The organism is Mesorhizobium sp. YL-MeA3-2017, assembly GCF_030814575.1.
GTDB lineage: Bacteria > Pseudomonadota > Alphaproteobacteria > Rhizobiales > Rhizobiaceae > Mesorhizobium > Mesorhizobium terrae.
In genome coordinates this window covers 206,794-228,239 of the sequence record NZ_JAUSVH010000003.1, presented here as the reverse complement: position 1 = coordinate 228,239, position 21,446 = coordinate 206,794, and the positions used below count along the sequence as shown (strand labels likewise).

20 protein-coding genes and 2 pseudogenes are annotated in these 21,446 nt (G+C 60.1%); 9 read left to right on the top strand and 13 right to left on the bottom strand.

Annotated features, from left to right (window positions below; genetic code table 11):
* Nucleotides 1-87 precede the first annotated feature (87 nt).
* Nucleotides 88-360, top strand: coding sequence for a hypothetical protein (locus QFZ88_RS28595; protein WP_065996649.1), 273 nt, complete (start codon nt 88-90; stop codon nt 358-360).
* Between the two features lie 185 nt (nt 361-545).
* Here the strand turns inward: QFZ88_RS28595 and QFZ88_RS28590 are convergent, their stop codons facing one another.
* Complete coding sequence (locus tag QFZ88_RS28590; RefSeq protein WP_065996648.1) at nt 546-773, bottom strand: hypothetical protein; 228 nt, start codon at nt 771-773, stop codon at nt 546-548.
* Nucleotides 774-1,002: 229 nt separating this feature from the next.
* Here QFZ88_RS28590 and QFZ88_RS28585 point away from each other — a divergent pair, with 229 nt between their 5' ends.
* The 3 genes and pseudogenes from QFZ88_RS28585 to QFZ88_RS28575 all read left to right on the top strand — a co-directional run bounded on the left by QFZ88_RS28585 (nt 1,003) and on the right by QFZ88_RS28575 (nt 4,222).
* The gene (locus tag QFZ88_RS28585; protein WP_065996704.1) at nt 1,003-1,233 is read left to right on the top strand and encodes a hypothetical protein; all 231 of its coding nucleotides are present in this window, start codon (nt 1,003-1,005) and stop codon (nt 1,231-1,233) included.
* Between the two features lie 1,733 nt (nt 1,234-2,966).
* Nucleotides 2,967-3,728 (top strand): annotated as a pseudogene (istA, locus tag QFZ88_RS28580) (IS21 family transposase); the annotation flags it as partial.
* Nucleotides 3,729-3,994: 266 nt separating this feature from the next.
* Nucleotides 3,995-4,222 (top strand): hypothetical protein, encoded by a 228-nt coding sequence (locus QFZ88_RS28575; RefSeq protein WP_065996729.1) that lies wholly within the window; start codon nt 3,995-3,997, stop codon nt 4,220-4,222.
* 30 nt (nt 4,223-4,252) lie between these two features.
* Here the strand turns inward: QFZ88_RS28575 and QFZ88_RS28570 are convergent, their stop codons facing one another.
* Nucleotides 4,253-4,534 carry a hypothetical protein gene (locus tag QFZ88_RS28570; RefSeq protein ID WP_065996730.1) on the bottom strand — a complete coding sequence of 94 codons (282 nt, stop codon included), beginning with the start codon at nt 4,532-4,534 and terminating at the stop codon, nt 4,253-4,255.
* A 138-nt stretch (nt 4,535-4,672) separates the two neighbouring features.
* Here QFZ88_RS28570 and QFZ88_RS28565 point away from each other — a divergent pair, with 138 nt between their 5' ends.
* Nucleotides 4,673-4,876, top strand: coding sequence for a CsbD family protein (locus QFZ88_RS28565; protein WP_065996731.1), 204 nt, complete (start codon nt 4,673-4,675; stop codon nt 4,874-4,876).
* 266 nt (nt 4,877-5,142) lie between these two features.
* On the opposite strand, the gene QFZ88_RS28560 is transcribed toward QFZ88_RS28565, so the two are convergent.
* Both QFZ88_RS28560 and QFZ88_RS28555 read right to left on the bottom strand, forming a co-directional pair.
* Entirely contained in the window at nt 5,143-5,355 is a 213-nt protein-coding gene (locus QFZ88_RS28560) for a hypothetical protein (RefSeq protein WP_065996732.1), read from the bottom strand.
* A 78-nt stretch (nt 5,356-5,433) separates the two neighbouring features.
* Nucleotides 5,434-5,634 carry a DUF3606 domain-containing protein gene (locus QFZ88_RS28555; RefSeq protein WP_065996733.1) on the bottom strand — a complete coding sequence of 67 codons (201 nt, stop codon included), beginning with the start codon at nt 5,632-5,634 and terminating at the stop codon, nt 5,434-5,436.
* A gap of 438 nt (nt 5,635-6,072) precedes the next feature.
* Between QFZ88_RS28555 and QFZ88_RS28550 the strand changes: the two genes are divergently transcribed.
* Complete coding sequence (locus QFZ88_RS28550) at nt 6,073-6,567, top strand: DUF6894 family protein (protein ID WP_065996734.1); 495 nt, start codon at nt 6,073-6,075, stop codon at nt 6,565-6,567.
* A gap of 8 nt (nt 6,568-6,575) precedes the next feature.
* On the opposite strand, the gene QFZ88_RS28545 is transcribed toward QFZ88_RS28550, so the two are convergent.
* Together QFZ88_RS28545 and QFZ88_RS28540 are read right to left on the bottom strand one after the other, a co-directional pair.
* Nucleotides 6,576-6,956 carry a low affinity iron permease family protein gene (locus QFZ88_RS28545; RefSeq protein WP_065996735.1) on the bottom strand — a complete coding sequence of 127 codons (381 nt, stop codon included), beginning with the start codon at nt 6,954-6,956 and terminating at the stop codon, nt 6,576-6,578.
* Nucleotides 6,957-7,020: 64 nt separating this feature from the next.
* Entirely contained in the window at nt 7,021-7,545 is a 525-nt protein-coding gene (locus QFZ88_RS28540) for a ferritin-like domain-containing protein (protein WP_065996736.1), read from the bottom strand.
* A gap of 337 nt (nt 7,546-7,882) precedes the next feature.
* Here QFZ88_RS28540 and QFZ88_RS28535 point away from each other — a divergent pair, with 337 nt between their 5' ends.
* The gene (locus QFZ88_RS28535; RefSeq protein WP_065996737.1) at nt 7,883-8,953 is read left to right on the top strand and encodes a DNA topoisomerase IB; all 1,071 of its coding nucleotides are present in this window, start codon (nt 7,883-7,885) and stop codon (nt 8,951-8,953) included.
* A 552-nt stretch (nt 8,954-9,505) separates the two neighbouring features.
* Here QFZ88_RS28535 and QFZ88_RS28530 read toward each other — a convergent pair.
* Both QFZ88_RS28530 and QFZ88_RS28525 read right to left on the bottom strand, forming a co-directional pair.
* A pseudogene (locus tag QFZ88_RS28530) lies at nt 9,506-10,446 on the bottom strand (calcium:proton antiporter); the annotation flags it as partial.
* 476 nt (nt 10,447-10,922) lie between these two features.
* Nucleotides 10,923-11,813 (bottom strand): hypothetical protein, encoded by an 891-nt coding sequence (locus QFZ88_RS28525; protein WP_083237617.1) that lies wholly within the window; start codon nt 11,811-11,813, stop codon nt 10,923-10,925.
* Nucleotides 11,814-12,080: 267 nt separating this feature from the next.
* On the opposite strand from QFZ88_RS28525, the gene QFZ88_RS28520 reads away from it, so the two are divergent.
* Complete coding sequence (locus tag QFZ88_RS28520; RefSeq protein WP_083237618.1) at nt 12,081-12,449, top strand: hypothetical protein; 369 nt, start codon at nt 12,081-12,083, stop codon at nt 12,447-12,449.
* A complete protein-coding gene (locus QFZ88_RS28515; protein WP_065996738.1) occupies nt 12,446-13,669 on the top strand; it encodes an NAD(P)/FAD-dependent oxidoreductase in 1,224 nt (407 codons plus the stop codon). The genes QFZ88_RS28520 and QFZ88_RS28515 overlap by 4 nt, the downstream gene beginning before the upstream one ends.
* Before the next feature lie 504 nt (nt 13,670-14,173).
* Here the strand turns inward: QFZ88_RS28515 and QFZ88_RS28510 are convergent.
* From QFZ88_RS28510 to QFZ88_RS28490, 5 genes are all read right to left on the bottom strand, one after another.
* Nucleotides 14,174-15,142 (bottom strand): YihY/virulence factor BrkB family protein, encoded by a 969-nt coding sequence (locus tag QFZ88_RS28510; RefSeq protein WP_065996739.1) that lies wholly within the window; start codon nt 15,140-15,142, stop codon nt 14,174-14,176.
* Nucleotides 15,143-15,375: 233 nt separating this feature from the next.
* The gene (locus QFZ88_RS28505) at nt 15,376-16,515 is read right to left on the bottom strand and encodes a response regulator (protein WP_245317409.1); all 1,140 of its coding nucleotides are present in this window, start codon (nt 16,513-16,515) and stop codon (nt 15,376-15,378) included.
* Nucleotides 16,512-17,078 carry a chemotaxis protein CheB gene (locus QFZ88_RS28500; protein WP_245317410.1) on the bottom strand — a complete coding sequence of 189 codons (567 nt, stop codon included), beginning with the start codon at nt 17,076-17,078 and terminating at the stop codon, nt 16,512-16,514. The genes QFZ88_RS28505 and QFZ88_RS28500 overlap by 4 nt, the downstream gene beginning before the upstream one ends.
* Nucleotides 17,075-17,914 (bottom strand): CheR family methyltransferase, encoded by an 840-nt coding sequence (locus QFZ88_RS28495; protein WP_065996741.1) that lies wholly within the window; start codon nt 17,912-17,914, stop codon nt 17,075-17,077. Before QFZ88_RS28495 ends, QFZ88_RS28500 begins: the two co-directional genes overlap by 4 nt.
* Nucleotides 17,911-21,339 (bottom strand): response regulator, encoded by a 3,429-nt coding sequence (locus tag QFZ88_RS28490; protein WP_065996948.1) that lies wholly within the window; start codon nt 21,337-21,339, stop codon nt 17,911-17,913. The genes QFZ88_RS28495 and QFZ88_RS28490 overlap by 4 nt, the downstream gene beginning before the upstream one ends.
* Nucleotides 21,340-21,446: the final 107 nt, after the last annotated feature.

The following is a 21,446-nucleotide window of genomic DNA, read 5'->3' as shown; positions in this document are numbered from 1 at the left end:
CTTCCGTTCGCGCGGTATCCATGCCGGGCAGCAGCGACGGCGGTACGCGACTGCTCGAACGCCGTCCCGATACTCGAAGATGCACCATTGGCGGTCCTGGTGCTGGCGCTCTATTGGCCCGAGCGGGCTGTTGCCGTCGTGCGAATGTCGGATAGAAAGTTGATCCAATCGCTGATGGCACGCTTCTGGGTGGAGTTCATCAATCAGGCAATGGTCGAGGGTGCGCAGACCATCGTCGCGCCGCCGGCGCGCTGTCGGCAGCGCAAAGGCAGCAAATTGCCCACTGACGCTCCGCCGACACGAAACCCGCTGGATCAGGGTGATCACCGGTCTGGAAATCAGTGTCATATGAATTTGTGAGGACATGGTCGCGCTAGGACCGACTTGACGAAGCCGCATAGCTGTTTCGCTTCTCATTGTCCTATTCCTGGCGGGAAACGTAAACTTCGTCACTCGCAGAGCGTTTCAGTTTGTCCTTCGGGGTAGAGTACGCAGTGAGAAATCCTGCGTGTTGTCGGTTGGCCGAAAAAGTCCCTGTCTGCCTATTAATCAGCGAGAGCTACCGACCCATCGAACTCCACTGGGAAGCGACGATGGTCGGCACACCGCAGCACCAACAGCTCGATATCCTCCAAAGCGACATTTAGGTGTGCATGGCGACGCCTAAGCATCTCCGCGATGGCAGCCACGTTCACAATCCGACTGGAAGTGATGGCTTCTTCCACGGCAGCACCGACATCGCTGTGCAGTCCATCGTATGATGCGCTGCTCATCTCTACCTCCTTCTTTCGCGACCAGATTTTGTATCCTTTTTCTGAAAATGGCAACCGCAACAATAAAATTATTATAGTAAAAACAACTAGTTAGTATGATGAACCTTAAATGGATAAAGTGGTTAGTTAGTTACAAGCGCTCCTGGAGATGACACGGACATTGACGGCAAATTAGTCTCTTGCTAATTCTTTGATATATGGGGTAATTGCTGATACCATGGAGGCGGTGGTGGCAGAGCTAGAGCGGCAAGAGCGGCTGCAAATTATGCTGACGTCCGAAGAACTGGAAGCGCTCGAGAACTGGCGTTTCGAGCAACGCATGCCAAGCAGGGCGGCCGCTGTCCGCGAATTGCTGCGGAGGGGATTGTTAGCCGAAGGGAAGTTGTTGGCTCCTGGGTCGAAATCAGGCGCCTATGGGGTGCTTGACGCAGCGCCCGATGAAGATTCCTCGGCGGGATAAGTTCACCGTCCAGATATCATTCGCTCAAATGGCGAATGCCCCGCTAACAGGTACGGGCGAACTTGTGCACACCGCGCGGTCGTAGTTGAACGATCCGCTTGTGTGTACGACCTGCCGTAGATATCGCGCCAAGCGGCCAATTCGATCGCCATAGTCGTCCAAGGCCACGAAGGCGCGGTTCCCGTTGCAGCGCCGTTTGGCCGAAAGTTTCTTGCCGACGATCTCCTCGATGACGCAAGCGAGATCGGCGCGCCGACGAAGACGTTAGTCATGGTGTTGGTCCTGTTCGGTGGAACTTCTGGTGGACGAAAGAATTGAGCTGTCGGAGGGCATTCCTGGTGCAGGATTGGTTTTACGTTGTTGCGATCGCCGTCACAGTGGTAGGCATTTTCGCTGCGCTAACCGTAGCGGTATGAATCCGACGCCAGATTTCTTGGGCCACCTGAACAGGGGTTGTCCACTCAGCGCTAAACGGCAGGATACGCCGATGAGGGACAAGGGGCGGTGGAGAAGCGATCTGATCTTGATTGCCTTCATCCTGGGGGTAATAGGACTCGCGTTTTTTGCTCGGCTCTGCGTCCAGTAGTGCCGCTTCGGCCTTGGCGTCGAGCAAAGGGCAGCGTATGGTCATGGCGTTAGAACCAAATGCCTCTGGCACTCCTCGCCCGGTCACGAGCCCCTTCGGTGGCCGGGCCTTTTCTCTTTTGCGACGTTTCGACCGTTGCCAATCGCTACGCATGCCGCTTATAGTATGCGCGTCTGTATGAGCATGCCGGCATCCCCTCGAGCCCGGCCGACAGCCTCCCCAATGCCCTTCGGTCGGGCGGTTCGGTTATTCCAAAAGGCGTTGCCCCCGATCAAACTGTCCTAGTGAGGCCTTGCTGTGAGGGATCAACGGTCTGGCCGCCATATTGAGCGGGGGCGGCGAGCGCTAGTATCGGGGGGAACGTTATGCCAATGCCGCTATTCTGGACTGTCTATTCGGCGCTCGTCGCCATCAGCGTCTTTATGATGACGGCGGCTTTCACCGCCTACATCTAAAAGAGCATGACGCAACGCGCTGAAGCGGGCCGCGGTTGGCCCTTCAGTGGAATTGATCGCTGCCCGATTGCGGGGCTACCTTCCCGCCGTCGTCGCATGGAACTTGGCACCCGGCCGCCAGCCTCCAGTTTAGCGGCCGGGCCTTTCGTCTTGCACTACCCAAACGGGGATGCGCATCCCCCTCGTGATCGCGATAGTGGTTCGTCTTGCAGCGCTGGCAGGTACAGGTCCCTGTGAGGGCTTGCTGCGGATCCCGCTAGAGTCCACACCAGCGGGGCTCGGCGTAGAGCTTGCGGTACTTCTGGGCTTCGGGAGATCGTGGGCGAGGATGCCGCCCGCAACGCGATGAACTGGTGGCTTGCGGGGCATCTGCGTTTATATTGGGGTAACCATGCCCACTCCTTACCCGTGGATCCACGTAGAAGCGGCGCTCGTGAACGGCCAACGGCGGGCACTATCGGACATGCATCATCTTCCAATGCCAATCGCCTTCGTCATTTGCTTGGCGGTGGGATGTGTTTTCGCGTCCCTTGCCTCAGGCGGGGTCGAGCGCGCGGTAACAGCTGATGAAGGAAGCGCTGTTGATTTCCGCCGAGAACTGACCCGGGATTGGGCGGTTTTTCCATTGAGAAGTGACCCATGTTTGAACCCACCCCTGCTGGTTGATCGCAGGGGATTTTGGAGTGATAGACATGGCGTTACTGAGCGTTATCCGACGCTGGCATCTGCGTGACGGGCATTCGATCCGGGAGATTGCGCGGCGCACGGGACTGTCGCGGAACACGATCTGCAAATACCTGCGATCTGATGAGGTGGAGCCCCGCTTCCAGGTGCCGGATCGGCCGAGCAAGCTTGATGCCTATGCCGAGCGGCTGTCGGCGTGGCTGAGGACGGAGGCGAACAGGCCGCGTAAGCAGAAGCGCACGATCAAGCAGTTGCATGCCGACCTGATGAGCCTTGGCTATGAGGGCTCATATGGTCGTGTGGCCGCCTTTGCGCGGGCCTGGAAGGAAGAGCGCCAACGTCAGATGCAAACGAGCGGGCGCGGCACCTTCGTGCCGTTGGCGTTCGAGCCCGGCGAAGCGTTCCAGTTCGACTGGTCGGAAGATTGGGCGGTCATCGGCGGCGAGCGCACCAAGCTGCAGGTGGCTCACTTCAAGCTCAGCTACAGTCGGGCCTTCATCGTGCGGGCCTATCCGCTGCAGACGCACGAGATGCTGTTCGACGCCCACAACCACGCCTTCCAGGTTCTGGGCGGCGTTCCCCGGCGCGGGATCTACGACAACATGCGCACGGCGGTCGACAGGATCGGCCGCGGCAAGGAGCGGCAGGTCAATGCCCGCTTCTCGGCCATGGCCAGCCATTATCTGTTCGAGACCGAGTTCTGCAATCCGGCCTCGGGCTGGGAGAAGGGGCAGGTCGAGAAGAACGTCGAGGATGCGCGTCACCGGCTAGGCCTCTGGTTGGGCGGACTTGCGGGCGACGGCGGAGGCAACAAAGCAACGCTTCGGTTCTCTTCGACGACACGCGGTATCACGCGCCAGGTTACATAAGTGGCTGCTGCAACGAGGAATAGGCGGATCACTGATGGCCTCCTTTCGAAATCAATGACCGCCGACCGAGATAGTTCCGACGGCCGCCTCGCGAGATGGGACGAAAAAGGTCGGGTAAGAGCCCCGGCTAGGTTCAGAGGGGATCAGCGCCGACCAATGGGAAGCGAATGATCGGCATTCAAACGAAGTACCGCCGTGCAGCAGGCCAAGGGTCGATCCCGCCGACCATAGCGGAGCTTGAGAAGGTCCGCGACCGCTTCATCTTCGTCGGATCCGCGTGGCAAAGCTATGCAGGTTTCGGCAAGCGCTCCCGCTGCAGCCGCTACACTATCACGGCCGATCGCCACCCTGATTTCCTTTCCCTTCGATACAAACAAAAAAGCCCGTCGGCATGACGGGCGACGGGCTTTTCCCAATGTATGGCGCTAGTTGGCGCCGCCGAGCTTCTTTGTAATCTCACAGAAGTCGTTGTGCAGCTTTTCAGAATCGTTGCTGCACTCCTTGGTTATGGTGTCACGGTCTTCCGGCTTCAGAGCCATCCAGGCCGCCTTGAAATCGTCACCCGACTTCATCGTCTTCATGTCCGGGTCCGTGTAAAACGCCCCCATCATTTCCTTGTTGTCCAACGCCGAAGTCGTGCCGCCGGCCGCGAACGCGGCGCCGGTCATAATCGTGAGCGAAAAGGCACCCATAAGGAGCTTCTTCATAGTGGTTCCTCCATCGTGGTTTGGTTTACGAGCAGAACCACAATGGGTCGACACGGCTCGAGTTCCGGTTGCTTCCTTTGAACCAACCTCTTCATCGCGCGTTTCAAGATAGGCGATCCCCGCCTTATGGAGAAAACCATGGACTGGAACCGCATCGAAGGAAACTGGAAGCAGCTCAAGGGCAAAGTGAAGGAGCAGTGGGGCAAACTCACCGACGACGATCTGGATCAAATTGCTGGCAAGCGCGACCAGCTTGAGGGCAAGATTCAGGAGCGGTACGGACTCGAGAAGGATCGGGTTAGCCAAGACATAGACGACTGGTACGGTCGGCAGAGCTGGTAATCCAAGTCAGAAACCCGTCCGGCCGCAGCCGAGCGGGTTTCACCTTGGCGACGCTCAAAAAAGAGGATCCTATCCGCGCGTGGTGCGTCCATCCCCAGCATCAAGAACACCATACGCACCTGACTTCGACCTTGGCGGTAGCAGCCTTCCTTTTTTCTGAACAAAACGCCGCTTGAGGTATCTGGGTGTACTCCCGCCAGCCTTCCCCCAAACCGCAGGCTGGGGCAAGGCCCGCCCGCTGGACACCTCAGGCGGGCCTTTCGTACTCACGGGCCGGGCGTAAGCAGCAATTGCACCTCTTCGGCCGTCAGCGTGAGAGTGTAGCGGTAATGCGACCCGTCACCGTATAGGCCCGGTAAAAGAAGCAGGAGCGAGACGATCCCGTGTTTCCCTGGTTGCACCTGATCCGCTGTGACTGGACGGTCGAAAATGATCTTTACTTGGTCGTCGCGCTTTGCCGGCTGCACGGAAATTCGCATTTATGATCCCTCCGCCTGGAGAGGAACGCGGATTTCGCAGGAATGTTGCACCTGACTGAACCGCTGGGATTTTGACGGTCAATCCTTCCCAGAGTTTTCCCGCAATCTCCGAGCCTCCTCCGCCAGAACGGCCCGACTATTGCCCTGCTTCGCTATGAGGTTGCGCACTTGTTGAGGCGTGAGCCCGTTCTGTTGGGCGAAATGCTCGACCTCGTAGTCCTCCGCACCGGAGACGCGGTCCCGGTCCCGGAAGTCACGCTTGCTCTTGTCATCGACCATGGTTTTCCTCCCTACGCCAGCGCGGACATCAACGCCGGTTACGAGATTAAGTTGCGGGCGGGAACAAATCCCGGCCGTCGCCGTCTGGACTCGCCATGGGTTGGAGACGAGTTCTTTTCGACATGCGGCCGTCGAGACGACTCGTATCGGGTCGCTATCTTGCCGTCATCGCACGACCCGGCAAGTTAGAATCGAGCTCTTGGGCCTCACAAAGGCCGCCGGGGAAGCGCGCAAAGCCTTCCTAGCCAGCGAAAAGCGTGCCGCGGTTCGCCGAGCTCAACCGCAACAGTTTCGTCTAGTCCTGCACCCACGCTGGGGGCAGCCGCATGATGTCGGCCCAGGCATTGTCAACGGCGAGGCATATGAGGTGACGGTGAGCGGAACGCTTTAGAAGACTCCGCATTGTGGAGGGCGACCAAATTCGATGGGGAAGGAGCGATGCAGATTATCCGTACGGAAGTGATAGATGCAACCGCAGGAGACGGGAAGCCTGCTACCCGTGTCGTCTTTCGCGGGGAAGGCGGAGACAGTGTCGTGGTCGAGACCACTGGAGAGCAAGGTGACCGCGAGACCGCTATCGAAAAAGCCAAAGCCATTCTCCTCCAAACAGCGGTCTTCGGAGACCCGGACCGTGAAGCTAACAACGGCAACAGCCCGCTCGAGCCAACTGAGCGTCAGCGCCGTGGCGGCCAATGGTTCGTCTTCGAGTACCGGGACGGTGATTCCAGTAGACGTGTGCCGCCGTCGTTGCTCCCGGGCCTGGATGTCGCACGAGAGGAAGCTATCCGCTCGGCAGCAGATTTGCTCCCAGATCTACATGAGGCGCTCTCGCGTTCTGATTGGATGGTCCGGGTCTATGACGACCATGGCGCGCTGCTTTTTACAATCAGCAAGGGTGAAGCCGAGGCCGGGCAGCGAGACGCGCCCTCCTGACCAACGTCTCACGCAACGGCCGGCTGATCGGCGCGGCCAGCGCGCTCCTTGGCGTCTTTGCACAGCTCTCGAAACTTCTCGACTTCCGCTTCGGTCAGGTGTTCGATCCCGATAAAATCGTTCTTGCCGCTTCCGGACCTGATCAACTCATCGAGCTTCGCTTGAATTGCCGCGCCATCGCGGTTCTGAGTATTTTGGATCAGGAAAACCATCAGGAAGGTCACGATGGTAGTGCCAGTGTTGATCACGAGCTGCCACGTCTCGGAGAAACCGAATACCGGTCCCGAAGCCGCCCATATCACGACCGATACAACACATGCCGCAAAGGCCCAAGGCCGCCCGGTGGCGTGTGCGACGGCTTCCGCCATGCGGTTGAAAGTCTTTTCCATGTTCGACCCTATATGAAGAAAGACCCCGGCGACCGCCGAGGCCTGTGTACTTCAAAATACCCGACTAGGCTGCGTTTTCCATCGCGCGCTTATTGGCGCCGCCTTCGCCGAGGGCGTTGAGCGCCTCGTCAGTCGCGGATTCTTCTTCCAGCGTCGCTTTGAGCAGTTTTGCGGCGTCCTTCATGCCGAGCTGTTCTGCCCAGGCGACCAGCGTACCGTACCTAGCGATCTCGTAATGCTCCACCGCCTGCGCGGCGGCGATGAGACCAGCGTCGATCGCCGAGGAGCCGTCGTATTCTTCGAGGATTTCGGATCCTTCCTCGATGATGCCGTCGATTGCCGGGCACGTTTTGCCACGAGCGGCCTTGCCCATGGCATCGAAAATCTGTTCCAGCCGTTCGACCTGACCCTCGGTCTCTTCCCGATGCTTCTGGAATGCCGCCGACACTTCCTCGGATTCGGCTCCCTTCGCCATCTTCGGAAGGGCCTTCAGGATCTTCTTTTCGGCGTAGTAAATGTCCTTGATGCCATCGAGGAATAGGTCGTCCAACTTTTTGCTGGAAGCCTGTGTTTTCTTGGTGGTCGCCACAGCGCTCTCCTGAGGTTGTTCGCCTTCTTGAACGAAGGCACACCTCAACCTTGGCCGAACCATTAAGTTCCGGGTCGGCGCTCCCGTCGGGATGAAAATCATGCGCCCGTGAGGTGGCGTAATATGGACCGATAGCGAAATCCGATTCGAAGGCCGTTACTACCCTCACGCTCTTGGCCAGCGTGCAGGTATCCGTTCCGAATCCGCTGTTGCCTTGCATCCCGTGGCAGTACCGAGCGTTCCGCTTGCAAGACCGGATTTCTCCTAAGGTCCGGCCTCAAAAGCTGCGGAACCTGATGTCGTTCCGTGCGTATTCACGAACCATACCGGAGCAGCCATGCCTGACGAGAAGAAGCCAGCCGAATGCAGTGACGAAAGTCTCGTCGCGGCCGCCGAGCGTGCGCAGCTCGCCTACGTCAGCGACAGCGAGCCGGGCATCCGTAGGAAGGGCGCGCCAAAGCATTTCTGGTACGTCGGTCCGAAAGGCAACAAGCTGAAGGAAGGCACAACAGTCCAGCGCATACGTGCACTCGCCATCCCGCCAGCCTGGACGGAGGTTTGGATCTCGCCTGACGCGAACGGACATATCCAGGCTACGGGACGCGATCAAAAGGGCCGCAAGCAGTATCGGTACCACCAGGATTGGGCGGCCGAACGCGACGGCGAGAAATATTCCAGCATGATCGAATTCGCGGAGGCGCTGCCGCGCCTGCGAGTTCAGATCGACGACGACCTTAGACGTCACGGCTTGCCGTTCGAGCGCGTGGTCGCTTCCGTCGTCTGGCTTCTGGACAATACCATGATCCGGGTCGGCAACGCGGCCTATGCCCGCGACAACAAGAGCTTCGGGCTCACCACCCTGCGCGACCGCCACGTCGACATAACGGGTGCCCGCCTGCGTTTTTCCTTCAAGGGCAAGTCGGGCAAGGAATGGAAGCTGAAGCTTGTCGATCGCCGCATTGCGCGCGTGGTGCGAGGCGCTCAGGACATTCCCGGCCAGAAACTGTTCCAGTACATCGACGAGGACGGCGGGAGAAGGCCGGTGCGGTCACAGGATGTCAACGCATACATCCGCGAAGCGGCTGGCAACGGTTTCAGCGCTAAGCATTTCCGGACATGGGGCGGCACCATCCACGCCGCCTCGTTGTTGGCACAAACCGAAAGGCCCGAGAGCGGTACCGCACGGAAGAGAGTGCTCAACCGCGTCATCGACAAAGTAGCCGATCGGCTGGGCAACACGCGCACGGTCTGTCGCCAATGCTACGTGCACCCCGCGGTGCTGACGGCGTGGCTAGACGGAACGCTGCTTGTCGAAATGACCCACGCGAACAAAGGCAAGCGCCCCATCGCCCAATTGGACGATGAGGAAGCGCAGGTTCTTCGCTGGCTGAAAAGTCGCCGAATCTAGCGCAGCCGGGGTTGTCGGCGGCGGACGAGCCTCTTCGTCGCCGTTCCCTCGTCTTCGCGTACAGCAGCGGTGTCTCCTCAGCGGTCCGTGCCGCCTAACACTGGAGATCACCATCGGTCTCGGCGATAGCAGCACTTCTTTTGTGATAGCCGTAGCGGCTCCATAGTTGCTCGAGCTGAGGCAAATTTGTCGGCTATTCTCCGGTAGAATTTCAACCAGCGGAAAGCTTAGCAGACCCGCTTTCGAACATTTCAGGCGATGAGTCGAGGATATTCCTGAACCAGGATCGCGGCACGTATCGCTGCCTAGGGCTTCAGGTTAAGACGGATTGCCTCGACCTCCTTCCTGGTGCTCGTGTCAGGCAGGATGCTGGTCGCTCTTGGATTGGGCGCGGGCTTCTCCCCGGTATCGCGGGGTGGCTGTCCTTAGGGTCGGCGGTAGGTCGCGTCGGCCGATTTTCGGGTTTGGGCGTCGTCGGCATCGTGGAAACTCCCTTTCCTCCACAACAGACGGGAGAAGGAGCAGTTCCCTCCCCGTTCGAGGCAACCTCCATCAGCCACCCGCGATTCCCAAGAATGCCAACGCCAGGAACGTTGCGAAAAGGACAAAATGCGTCATGCCCTCGATCGCATTTGTCTCTCCGTCGTTCAGGTTGATCGCGGCGACGACCAGTGTAATGGCGGCCAGAACCGTTTGAACCGGGGTCATCGCCATGTTTATGGCTGGCCCCATACCAGAGCGGCAGCCTCGATCACGGGAACGGTGAGTATGACAGTCGAAAGGGACGCGCCCAGGGCGATGTTGATCACGACTTGCATCCGGTTTGACAGCGCCGCCCGCAAGGCAGTGAACATTTCCGGTGCCGCCGACATCGTCGCGACGATCAGGGCGGCAATGCCGAGCGGCGCGGAGATCGCCCGCAGGCCCGCGGACATGAAGCCCGACATCACCTCCGCCAGAAGGCCGACCAACACGATTTCGCCAATGAGGAAAAACAACGACGGCAGGAAGGGCTCGTCAGCGAGCTTCCTGTTGCTGGCGCGCTTCTTGTCCGGATAGCTGTAGTTGAAGAAGTAGCTATGCGCGCCGATCTGGTTTCGCAGGAACACCCAGTAAAGGACCACCATCGCCAGAATGGTGAAGACCGAATAGGCGTGCCATTGGGCGCTCGGCACGAATTCGGGCACCACCATCGAGATACCCATGGCGGTCATGATCATGGCGCCATAGGTCTTGCCTGAATCGTCATTGTACGGTTGTTCTCCGAACTTCCAGCCGCCCAACAATGCGGATAAGCCAAGGATTCCGTTGATATCGAGCATGACCGCGGAAAAGATCGTGTCCCGGGCCAACGTCGGAGATGACGCTTCGGTCATGATGATGAGAAGGATGACGACTTCCACGAGCACCGCCGATAGGGTCAGGATCATGGTGCCATACGGATCGCCGACCTTTGCTGCGAGTACTTCAGAGTGATGAGCGATACGCACCGAAACGGCAACAACCGCTACAATCAGCAGGACGGCCACAACTAGCGCCGCGATCGCGCCTTGTGTGAGAAGTTCGGCTTTGAAGACGAAGGCCAGAAAGCCCAGCACGATCACCGGAACAAGAACCGCTTCGCGTCTGACGGTCTCGTTTGGATCGCTCTCTGATTCCGCCATGCGTCTTTCCTGAGGGTTCGGGCGTTCCCTCCGTCCGATCGGTTCGCCCCGTCTGTCCTACGCCACAGGGGAACACCAGGACGGCTCCGCGTTTCCGCAGGCGCTGTGTACGGAGTGTCAGACGCGGTCAGATTCGAAGCGATGCCGCTTGCGCGTTCCCCGACTGGAAATGTGCGCAAGCGGCATTTGAAAATTTAGCGCAACAAGGCGATCAAAATGATAATCGGGATCGGAACGCCAAGTATCCAGAGGAGGATCGAACGCATTTCGTTTTCCTTTGCTGGGTGTGGATTTGACGTTCCATCTCAAGGCATGCGGTCGAACCACCTGGGGATCACCGTTCCTTCGTCGCGATGCCTGCCGCCCATGCCGGCGGCCCAGAATGCGGCGGCCGCGCTGATAGCCAACGAGGCAGCGGTGACGAAAGCTGCAATCACGGCAAAGCGTTTTGCCCGCTTCGCCTGCTGTTTGGCTTCTTCTGCGGCCTGCTGGGCACTAGTAACCATCGTGTCGACCCGCGCTTTGGCTTCGTCTGGAGGAACGTCTGTGCGTGCGGCGATGACCTGCGCCAGATAGGTTCGGTCGGCCTCGGGAATATCGCCTTGTGCGATACCGCGGGCGACGATCGCCATCACCTCGTTGCGTGCATCCACAGAGGTGCTTGCGTCCGGCCGTGTGGTCCGAAACGCAGTGTCGACAGCGCGAGAGAGAGGATTCACTCCTTGGGCGGCGTCGGCCATCTTTTCGACCGCCGCTTGCGCGGCGCCGCCTACAGCCGTTGCCGCGGTGCTTGCGGCTCCGCCCGCAGTCAGCGCCAGTATGGAAGCTCCGAGCAGCACGCCAACACCCCACACGACGAGACCATGTATGCCGTCTCGTACGTCGGATTCATGCTCGGTCGCGTCGTGGAGACGGCGCCGCATCCGCCCCGTGACGTATCCGCCCGCCATGAAACTCGAGACTTGAACCCAGACGAGCCAAAGCCCCAACGCGATAGCCAAGCCAACTGCCGACATGCCCGTGTTGTCGAAGGGCGACGTCAGCGACAGTCCGATAGCGGAACCGAAAGTGATGAGCACAAGCGAAATCGCCGAGGCCATCACCGCACCTGCAATAACTGCAGGCCAATCCATATAACTTCCGGAATCCGCATCGGCGGCGGCAACGATCGCAGTCTCTTCTTCCATGATGGTCATGATCTCATCCTTTGCACGGCGCCAAGCATTGCGGTTCGAAACGATGAATGCCGATCATAGGTTCAGCGCAGTCCGAGGAAGGACAGGATAAACATGATGATCACGATCAATCCCACGAGGTAGATGATGCCGTTCATGATGACGCCCCTTGTGCAAATTCGTCGCGAAGGAACGCCGCTCCCGGCCCTTGGTTCCGCAAGATGTACGCGAGGCGGCTGCGGAAAGGGGTCGCTCCACGTCGCGACCAGCCTTGGGGAACCAACCGCCTTGGTCGACATTCAATCGACCGATCAACTACAGGAGGCGGGAATGGGGTTTTTTGGCAAACTCTTCAATCGCGACGCCAAGAAAGAAAACATAAAAAGGAAAGCGCGCGACACGCGGACAAACGCAGGCGCTGCTCCGGCCATCGCCGCCCATTCGAAAGACGGCGGGTCGGGTGGCAAGACATCCGAAAGCCGGGCGGCGGCGCACAAAAAGGCCACCTTGGACAGCGGGACATGCCGCATGTTCCTTAATGCGGCTTCCCCATCCAGTCGGGCCGCATGCCAGCACAAGGGAGCAGGCTGGTCTGTAGTGCATTCCTGCTTTGGAGCAAGCCGGCGTGGTGCGCACGGCACGGGCCATATTCAATGAAACGGCACCTCGATCTTCGTACCGGACGCCCGGTCTGGTACGCGTACAGGACGCCGCAAGTCCCCACGGAAACGCTGGTCCGGGACTGCGAAGCCGATGTCGTCGTAGTCGGAATGGGCATTTCCGGCAGCATGATCGCCGAGGCGTTGTCAGCCGAAGGGCAATCGGTGATCGCGATCGACCGCCGTGGACTGTTGCGAGGCTCCACATCGGCGACTACAGCACTCGTTCAGTTCGAGATCGACCAGCCGATTACGAAACTTGCGCTGATTGCCGGAAAGGAAAAGGCCGAACGCGCCTGGATTCGCTCGCGGCTCGCCGTCGAAGGACTCAGGGCGAGAATTCAGGACATAGGCATCGAATGCGGCCTCGCGGAGCGTCGTTCGCTATATCTCGCTGGCAATGTGCTTCGTGGTTCGAGCCTTCAGTCGGAAGCCGATGCGCGTCGATCCGCGGGCCTCGACGCCACCTATCTTACGAGGTCGGAGTTGGGATCGCGCTACGGCATCGACCGCGAGAACGCTATTGAGTGCCATGGCAATCTAGCGCTTGATCCCCGCCGTCTGACCGCCGGCCTGTGGCGGGCCTGCCTGTCCCGCAAAGCGCGGGCTTTCGCCCCAGTGGAGGCTGTGTCCTTTTCTCATTCGGCCGACCATGTCGAGGTCGGAACGGCCGCCGGCCCGGTTATTCGAGCCGGGGTGTGCGTTCTGGCGACGGGCTACGAACTTGCAGTCGGCGTACCTGGCAACGGGCACAGGGTGATATCGACCTACGCCATAGCCACCAAGCCGCAGCCGACCAAGCTGTGGCCGACTCAAGCGTTCGTCTGGGAAGCCTCCGATCCCTATCTATACATACGAACCACCCACGACGGGCGCGTCATTTGCGGGGGCGAGGATGAAGAGTTCGAAGACGAGGCCCGCCGCGACGCCCTCATCTCCCGGAAGGCCGCCACTATCGCAGGGAAACTCAAGGCGCTGTTTCCGGCTCTCGACGCCACCCCGGACTACACATGGGCGGGTGCGTTCGGATCGACCGGGTCCGGTTTGCCGATTATCGCGACTGTTCCGGGGAAACCGCGCCTTTTCGCAGCCATGGGCTACGGTGGAAACGGTATCACTTGGTCACGCATAGCGGCGGAGCAGATCACGGCGGCGGTAACGGGCCGGGAGGATCGCGACACCGACCTCTTCGGGTTTCCACCATCGTCGCGACTCTGATGAGCGTCGTCCGCCCACATGAAAACCTCATCTTCCTTCGCGTCGGACACACATCCGCGCCAAAGGCCTTCCAGCCCGGAATAAACGCTCCCATGATTTCCAGAATCAAAAGCCCGCCCAAGGCGGTGATTGCCGGGCGGGCTTTGCTCAACTTGCCGGGAGGGAATCTGGCAAGGGAGCGAGCCCAAAACGACCAGCATCGATTTTCGTTCCACGCGGCGAAAGTTGGTCTGCTTGACCTTGGTCGACAACGGCGGGATCGGTGGCGGCGTCAATCGCTGATCTTTGCTTGACTCCCGCGCTTCACAAGCGGCCGGCGCTGAGCCATCGATACCGTTCAGACGCGAAGCAAACGTATCCCCAAACAGGCTCTCCGCATCGGAGCCGACACACGCTGGCTACGGGGTGCCATAGCCATGAGCGGGTTTGCGCGCCTGATATCAGGACAATTCGTGGAGCGGGACATATTCCATCCACGGTCCGGTCTTCCCCAAGTGAGCCGCTTCAGTGTCGCTGACGCCGAGGGAGGAAGGCCAAAGTTACAATTGATGAAATTCCTGCAATCAACGCGATGGCACCGAGCGGGCGCACAGCCGAGTCCTTCGTGCCGGAAATGTCCAAAGATATTTTTCCCGTCGCAATGGGCGTCAAATCGCGATGGTTTCTGAACCGGACGGCGACAGCGCGCGTGATCTCTGCACCGAACAGGAATATCGCGGAGGAATAGAATACCCATAGCAAGAGGACGATGAGGCTTCCTGCGGCGCCGTAGGACGAGGCTATCGCGCTGGTTCCCAGGTACCAACCGATCAGGGATTTGCCGACGGTGAAAAGAATCGCGGTGACGGCCGCGCCGAAGCGTACGTCGCGCCACGATAGCGCGCGATCCGGGAGAATCTTGAAGATCGCGCCGAAAAGCAGAGCGACCAGGACGAGCGAGACCAATGTGTTCGCGACCGACAGCAGAAATTCTCCGAAGGGCAGTCGGGATGTCATCATGCCGCCCAAGGCCGAGACCGCAGCGCTGGCAGCCAGCGAGACCAACAGCAGGAAGCCGAGCGATGCGACCAGCCCAAGGCTCGCTGCGCGGGTCCGCGCTAGGCTCAACAGGGACGTTCTTCGCGGTGGGACTTTCCACATGAGGTTGAGCGTGGATTGCATTTCTCCGAACACCCCGGATGCGCCGACGAGCAAGGTGACCACGGCGACGACGGAAGCCATAAATCCCTTGTGCCCGGACGCGTTCTCGACTGTCGTTTTCAAAAGATCGGATCCTTGAGGACCGAGCAGGCCCGTCAGTTGGGCAGATATCGCGATCTCGGCAGCGTCTCTTCCCGTGGCAAAGCTAGCGACGCCGAGCACAATCAGGAGGATGGAGCGAGTGATGTCGCGGCGTAAAAAGCCATAGACGCCGAATGACTGAGAGCGCCGTCGTCGAAAAATGCCGCAACCGCAGAACGGACAACGGTCCACAACTCCGCGCTCGCAATTTTCATCAACCTCTCCGGACGTTGGCTATCGCCATTAAGTTGCTCGACGAGAACTTGGTTCCGTGTCAACTCGCCGATCGCCCTCGTACACCAAGTCGGCGATGTCCGATGCCTTCGAGCTCCAAGGAGACACTATCGACGGACCGATTCTAGTGTTTGGTCCCGAGGCCCGGCTAGATTTGCCGTGTCACGTTCGAAGCGCTCCCGCGGCCGACACTACGGCACCAGGCGCGCCAAGGGCATTTCGATCGTCAGCGACAGCCCTTCCTCTCTCCAGTCCCTGGAGATGGAACCGTCAAGTCCCACCAGTACTGCTTTCTCGAGAGCGGTGCCAAAACCCTCCCGATCCCGGTCCTGATTGACTATCGCATGAGCAGCTGCCTGCTCCTCCCAGCAGACGCGTAAGGTCTCATCCCTCGTCACCGAAATTTCAACCGCCAACCGACCTTCTGGCGTAGAGAGCGCGCCGTATTTCGCCGCGTTGGTGGCCAATTCGTGAACCAGCAGGGCAAAAGACGTCAGCGCTTTCCCCGACAGCGCGGCATCCGAACCGGTGATGGTTATGCGCGGCGCCTGCTCGAACTCGTGCGGCGAAAGGATCGCTTCCAGCAAAGCCGCGACGGTCGTGGAAGATCCCGCGAGCTGGTTCTGTCGCAAATCCGGAAGAGTAAGGGCGTGGGCATCCGCCAAAGCCTTCAGCCGTGATCTCAGGTCGGCCGAGAGCTCTTCGACGCTGCGAGCGTTCTTCGCGCTGAGGGAGATCAGTCCGGACGTAAGGCTGAACAGATTCTTGATGCGGTGGTTGATCTCGCGCAGCAGCACGTCCTGCTGCGCCCTGGCATCCTTGTGCAAGGTCAGGTCATGCGTGAGCGTCAGCAGGAATTCGTCCTTGCGGCGGCCAGCTTCCTTGAGCGCTTCGGCTTGCGCTTCCAGCTCGTCCCGTTGCGCGGCGATCTGCTGGCGCTGGCGATAAAGCTGGAAGAACACGTCCGCCTTGCTCCGCAGAATGTCCGTCTCGATCGGCTTTTGGATGAAGTCCACCGCGCCGGCCTCGTAGCCGCGAAAACGCCGCTGGCCGTCGGCCGTTCCCGCCGTCACAAAAATGATCGGGATATGCCTGGTTCGTTCATTGCCGCGCATCAGTTCGGCCAGTTCGAAACCGTTGAGGCCGGGCATCTGCACGTCGACGAGTGCCAGAGCGACGTCGTGGCGAAGAAGAAGTTCAAGCGCTTCGTCTCCTGAACGCGCCTTCAGCAAAACAAGGTTCTCGCGACGCAACAAAGCTTCGAGGGAAAGGAGATTTTCCTCCAGATCGTCGACCAGAAGAAAGTGAACGGGTGGCATGATCGATCTCAAACCTTCTGCAAGTGCGCGGCGATTTCCGCGAGAGCCATCACTTGGGCCCCGGGACACAGACGGATTGCCGCTTCAGGCATTGCGCGTGCGAAAGCATGGTCCGGACGCTGAACCAGCGCCACGCCGCCCAGTTCGAGGACGGCCCGCATACCCTTCGCGCCGTCCTCGTTGGCCCCTGTGAGGACGATCGCGATCAGCGCCGGGCCGTAAGCATCGGCCGCGCTTTCGAACAGGACGTCTATCGAAGGCCGGGAGAAGAGCACAGGCTCGTCGCTTGAAAGCGACAGGCTTTTGTCCGGCTCGACAAGAAGATGATAGTCCGCCGGGGCGAAATATACCGTCCCTCCGACGATCGGCTCCTTGTCGTCCGCCTCCCGGACCTGAACCTTACATTTCGCCCTAAACAGCTCCGCCAGGACGCTTCGCCTGTCGGAAGGCACGTGTACGACCACCATGACGGGGAGCCTGAACTCCGTAGAAAGCGCGGGAAGGATGGCGGAAAGCGCTTCCAGCGCTCCCGCGGACGCACCGATCACCACTGCCTCGGCTTGAGCCGTCATCATGCGCCCCGCTTCTGATAGATTTTCTCTTCCCGAACGAACTCGTCGAAGGATCCGGCGTATTGCGAGAAGCGCAGACTCTCCTTGGCCCCAAGCCCCAAGAACCCCTTGCGGGCGAGAGAGTCCTTGAACAGGCCGACCGCACGGTCCTGCAGGTCCCGGTTAAAATAGATGAGGACGTTGCGACAGGATATCAGGTGCATTTCGGCAAAGACGGCGTCCGTCACCAGGCTGTGGTCGGAAAAAACCACGTTCCGACGCAGGCTCTTGTCGAAAGATACCCTGCCGTAGGCGGCCTGATAGTAGTCGGACAGAGACGACCTGCCGCCGGACTTGCGGTGGTTCTCCGTGAACAGCCGGACGCGGTCGAGCGCGAAGATCCCCCTCTCCGCGGCGTGCAGCGCCTCCTGATTTATGTCGGTGGCGTAGAAGATGGTTCGCTCTTCCAGTCCCTCCTCACGGAAAAGGATGACGAGCGAGTACAGCTCTTCGCCGCCGCTGCATCCGGCGATCCAGACCTTGAGCGAGGGATAGGTCTTCAGGTGCGGGACGACCTTTTCGCGCAAGGCGCAGAAATAGCTCGGATCGCGAAACATCTCGCTGACCTGAACCGTCAGGTAGCGCAGAAGCCGCGGCAGCATCTCCGGCTCGTGCATCACGCGTTCCTGCAATGCGGAGAAGTTCGCAAATCCCAGCTGCTCGCGCGCCTGACGCAGCCGCCGCTTGATCGATGCCATGGAATAGTTGCGGAAATCGTAGTGGTACGTGATGTAAAGCGCCTCCAGCAGAAGCCGGATCTCGATATCCTCGACCTTTTCGGCTGAATGGGTTTCCGTCACTTCGGCATCCAGACGCGTACGAGGGACAGCAGTTTCTCGACGTCGAGCGGCTTGGCCATGTAGTCGTTTGCGCCGGCGTCGATGCATCGCTTCTGGTCGTCGGGCATCGCCTTGGCGGTCAGGGCGATGATCGGCAGTTTCTTCCAATCGGGGTTTTTGCGGATTTCGCTCGTAGCCGTCAGCCCGTCCATCACGGGCATCATCACGTCCATGAGGACAAGCTCGATGGCTGCCTCAGGGTTGCTTCGAGCCTTCTCGAGAGCGTTCAGGGCTTCTTTCCCGTTGCGGGCGATCTCGACGATCGCGCCCCGCGGCTCTAGAATGTTGGTCAGGGCGTAGACGTTGCGGACGTCGTCTTCGACAACCAGAATGCGTCGTCCCTCCAGCAGCGCGTCCCTGTGCCGTGCCTTGCGGATCATCCTCTGCTGTTCGTCGGGCAGTTCGGATATCACCTGGTGGAGGAACAGGCTGACTTCGTCGAGGAGCCGCTCGGGCGATTTCGCCCCCTTGATGATGATCGATTTCGAATACCGACGCAGGCGCTGCTCGTCGTCAAGGGCAAGCTCCCGGCCCGTATAGACGATCACGGGCGGAAAAGAGTAGGCGCTTTCCTGACTGAGCGTCTCGAGCAACGAATAGCCCGACGCGTCCGGCAGGGACAGGTCGAGCACCATGCAGTCGAACGTTTCCCCCTGGAGCAGCTCGAGGCACTCCGCGGCGGTGCCGGCGGTTACTGTTTCGACGTCGTGGGACGACAGCAGTTTCGCAACTGCCTCTCGCTGCACTTGGTCGTCCTCGACGATGAGGACCCGGTGCATGCGCTGCGACAGCCGGGCCTCCAGCTTCTGCAAGACATCGACCAGCTGTTCGCGCTTGACCGGCTTGATCTCGTATCCGACAGCGCCCAGCGAAAACGCCGTCTCGGCATGGTCGTCGGCGGAGACGACATGAATAGGAATATGACGTGTCTTGACATCGCGCTTCAGTCGGTCGAGCACTGAAAGCCCCGACTCGTCAGGCAGGCCGACATCGAGAACGATCGCACTAGGCATGAATGCCTTGGCAAGGTCCAAAGCCTCTTCCGCCGTCGCGGCAACCAGGGACCGGAAACCCATTTCGCGCGACAGATCGCGAAGGATGGCCGCGAAAGTGTCGTCATCCTCGACAACGAGCAGAATGCGTCTTTCGTCTGGGGGCGAGCCTCGGTCGTCATCCAGCTTGTGGGAAGGCATGATCGGTGCAACGCGCGGCTGTTCTCCGTGCGAGGTCTCCCCGACCATCCCAGAGGCTTGAAACTCACGCGACGGAATCTTGGATGGGTCGTAAACCGCGGGGACGAGGACGGTGAACGTGCTGCCCCGGCCCGGCTGGCTTACCAGGTCGATCGTGCCGCCCAGAAGTCGGACGAGCTGCCGTGAGATCGAGAGGCCCAGTCCGGTGCCGCCGTATCTGCGGCTGATCGTGCCGTCGGCCTGGTGGAACGCCTCGAAGACCAGTAGCTGCTGTTCCTTGGCGATGCCGACGCCCGTGTCGGACACCGCGAAGGCGATCCGGCCGTCGGCGCCTCGGCCGATCGACAGTTTCACCTCTCCGGCTTCAGTGAACTTGAAGGCGTTCGACAACAGGTTCTTGAGAACCTGTTCGAGGCGTTGGGGGTCCGTTTCGATAGTCGGCGGAGTTTCCTTCGAGACGTCTATCCGGAATTCCAACGCCCTGTCGGCGGCGACAGGCTGAAAGAGCTGCCTGAGATTGTCGGCCAGCCGCTCGACCGCGACCGGCTCCGGCCGGATCTCGACGTGGCCGGCCTCAATCTTGGAAAGGTCGAGAATGTCGTTGATCAGGTTCAGCAGGTCGTTGCCGGAGGACTGAATCGTCTGCGCGTATTTGACCTGCTCGGCGGTGAGGTTGTCGTCGGGGTTGTCGGCAAGGAGCTTAGCGAGAATGAGGGACGAATTGAGCGGCGTTCGAAGCTCGTGCGACATGTTCGCTAGGAAGTCCGACTTATAACGGCTGGCCTGTTCAAGCTCGCGCGCCTTCAGCTGAACCGAGGCGTTCACCCGCTCCAGATGGTCGCGTTGTGTTTCCAGCTGCTGCGCCTGCTCCTCGAGCTGCGAGTTCGTCTGCTCCAATTCGACCTGCTGCTGCTCAAGCCGGGCCTGCGAATCTTTGAGCGCCCGACCCTGTTCTTCCAGTTCCTCATTGGAGACGCGCAGTTCTTCGCTCTGCGTCTGCAGCTCCTCGGACTGGCGTTGCGTTTCCTCAAGCAGGTTCTGGAGCTCATCCCGATACTTGGCCGACCGGACCGCAAGGCCGATGGCTCCGGACGCAGCCTCTAGCAGCGCGTTCACTCTCTCGTCGGCGGGACGAAGGAAACCGAGTTCGACGACCGAGTTGACGGTGTCGTCGACGCCTGCTGGAAGAAGTGCCAGATGCCGCGGTCTGTCATGCCCCAGAGCCGAACCGAAGGCGAGATAGCCTTCCGGAACCTCGCCGACGAGGATGGAACGACGCTCCGCCGCGGCTTGCCCCAGGAGACCCTCCCTGAGCTTGAACTTCGTGAGAACATTCGCGCCTTCGGGAACGCCATAGGTCGCCGTGCGCCGAAAGACCTCTCCGTCGCCGACGAAAAGCGCTCCCGCCACGCCGCCCGCGTAACCCGCCAGGAATTCGAGTATGCTGTTGCCGAGCCGTTCGACAGGCTGGTCGCCCATCATGGCTGTTGCCAAGCCAACCTGGCCCGACTGCAGCCACTCCTCGCGACGACGCCCCAGCGTCGCCCGGCGCATCAGCAACGCGATAGCGCCCGTCAGCAGAATGCCGAGCAGCCCGGAAAGGAAACTGGTAGCGAGGGCGGTCTTCTGGGAGCTGTCCATGTCGGCAAGCCGCTGAGCCCGAAGCCGCTCGACCTCGTCCGCCATCGCGGAGAGCTGGCTGCGAATCGCGTCCATCTCCGCCTTGCCGCGATCCGAATTGACGATCGCCAACGCAGGCTCGAGCCCCTGACTGCGTCGAACGTCTATCGTTTCCTTGAGTTCGGCGAGCTTGGCTTCCACATGCATGCGTAGCTGGGCCACCCTTGCCTGCTGCGTCGGACTATCCAAGGTGAGCTGTTGAATTTCGTCGAGCTTTGGCGGAATGGCCCGAAGGGCGGCCTCGTAGGGGTCTAGATATCGTTCGTCGTTCGTGAGCAGAAAGCCGCGTTGTCCCGTTTCGGCGTCCTGCGCCATCGACAGCAGTTCATCGAGAGCGACGATCACGTCGTGCGAATAGGTGATGCTTTGGTTTCCCTCGCGCAGCGTCTGCAGATTGAAATAGGCGACCGCGCCGCTGATCAGGAAAAAAACCAGAGCAGCCGCCAGACCCAACGCGACTGGCGGGTCCAGGCCGAGGGTCCGTTTGGAGAAATCGGTCGAGCGGACGGACATCATAGGCTACTCGCTACAAACGAAGTTAAAGGCCGAAAAACTGACGGCAGGCGGTAGGGCGCTGTCGTTGTGACAGACTGGCACGAGGATGCCTAGGGCGTTGCGTC

What these genes read in the sequence shown, in the direction of transcription:
- QFZ88_RS28590 (WP_065996648.1), bottom strand. Translation starts at nt 773, where the DNA reads ATGAGCAGCGCATCATACGATGGACTGCACAGCGATGTCGGTGCTGCC.
- QFZ88_RS28575 (WP_065996729.1), top strand. Translation starts at nt 3,995, where the DNA reads ATGATCGGCATTCAAACGAAGTACCGCCGTGCAGCAGGCCAAGGGTCG.
- QFZ88_RS28570 (WP_065996730.1), bottom strand. Translation starts at nt 4,534, where the DNA reads ATGAAGAAGCTCCTTATGGGTGCCTTTTCGCTCACGATTATGACCGGC.
- QFZ88_RS28565 (WP_065996731.1), top strand. Translation starts at nt 4,673, where the DNA reads ATGGACTGGAACCGCATCGAAGGAAACTGGAAGCAGCTCAAGGGCAAA.
- QFZ88_RS28560 (WP_065996732.1), bottom strand. Translation starts at nt 5,355, where the DNA reads ATGCGAATTTCCGTGCAGCCGGCAAAGCGCGACGACCAAGTAAAGATC.
- QFZ88_RS28555 (WP_065996733.1), bottom strand. Translation starts at nt 5,634, where the DNA reads ATGGTCGATGACAAGAGCAAGCGTGACTTCCGGGACCGGGACCGCGTC.
- QFZ88_RS28550 (WP_065996734.1), top strand. Translation starts at nt 6,073, where the DNA reads ATGCAGATTATCCGTACGGAAGTGATAGATGCAACCGCAGGAGACGGG.
- QFZ88_RS28545 (WP_065996735.1), bottom strand. Translation starts at nt 6,956, where the DNA reads ATGGAAAAGACTTTCAACCGCATGGCGGAAGCCGTCGCACACGCCACC.
- QFZ88_RS28535 (WP_065996737.1), top strand. Translation starts at nt 7,883, where the DNA reads ATGCCTGACGAGAAGAAGCCAGCCGAATGCAGTGACGAAAGTCTCGTC.
- QFZ88_RS28525 (WP_083237617.1), bottom strand. Translation starts at nt 11,813, where the DNA reads ATGACCATCATGGAAGAAGAGACTGCGATCGTTGCCGCCGCCGATGCG.
- QFZ88_RS28515 (WP_065996738.1), top strand. Translation starts at nt 12,446, where the DNA reads ATGAAACGGCACCTCGATCTTCGTACCGGACGCCCGGTCTGGTACGCG.
- QFZ88_RS28500 (WP_245317410.1), bottom strand. Translation starts at nt 17,078, where the DNA reads ATGATGACGGCTCAAGCCGAGGCAGTGGTGATCGGTGCGTCCGCGGGA.
- QFZ88_RS28490 (WP_065996948.1), bottom strand. Translation starts at nt 21,339, where the DNA reads ATGTCCGTCCGCTCGACCGATTTCTCCAAACGGACCCTCGGCCTGGAC.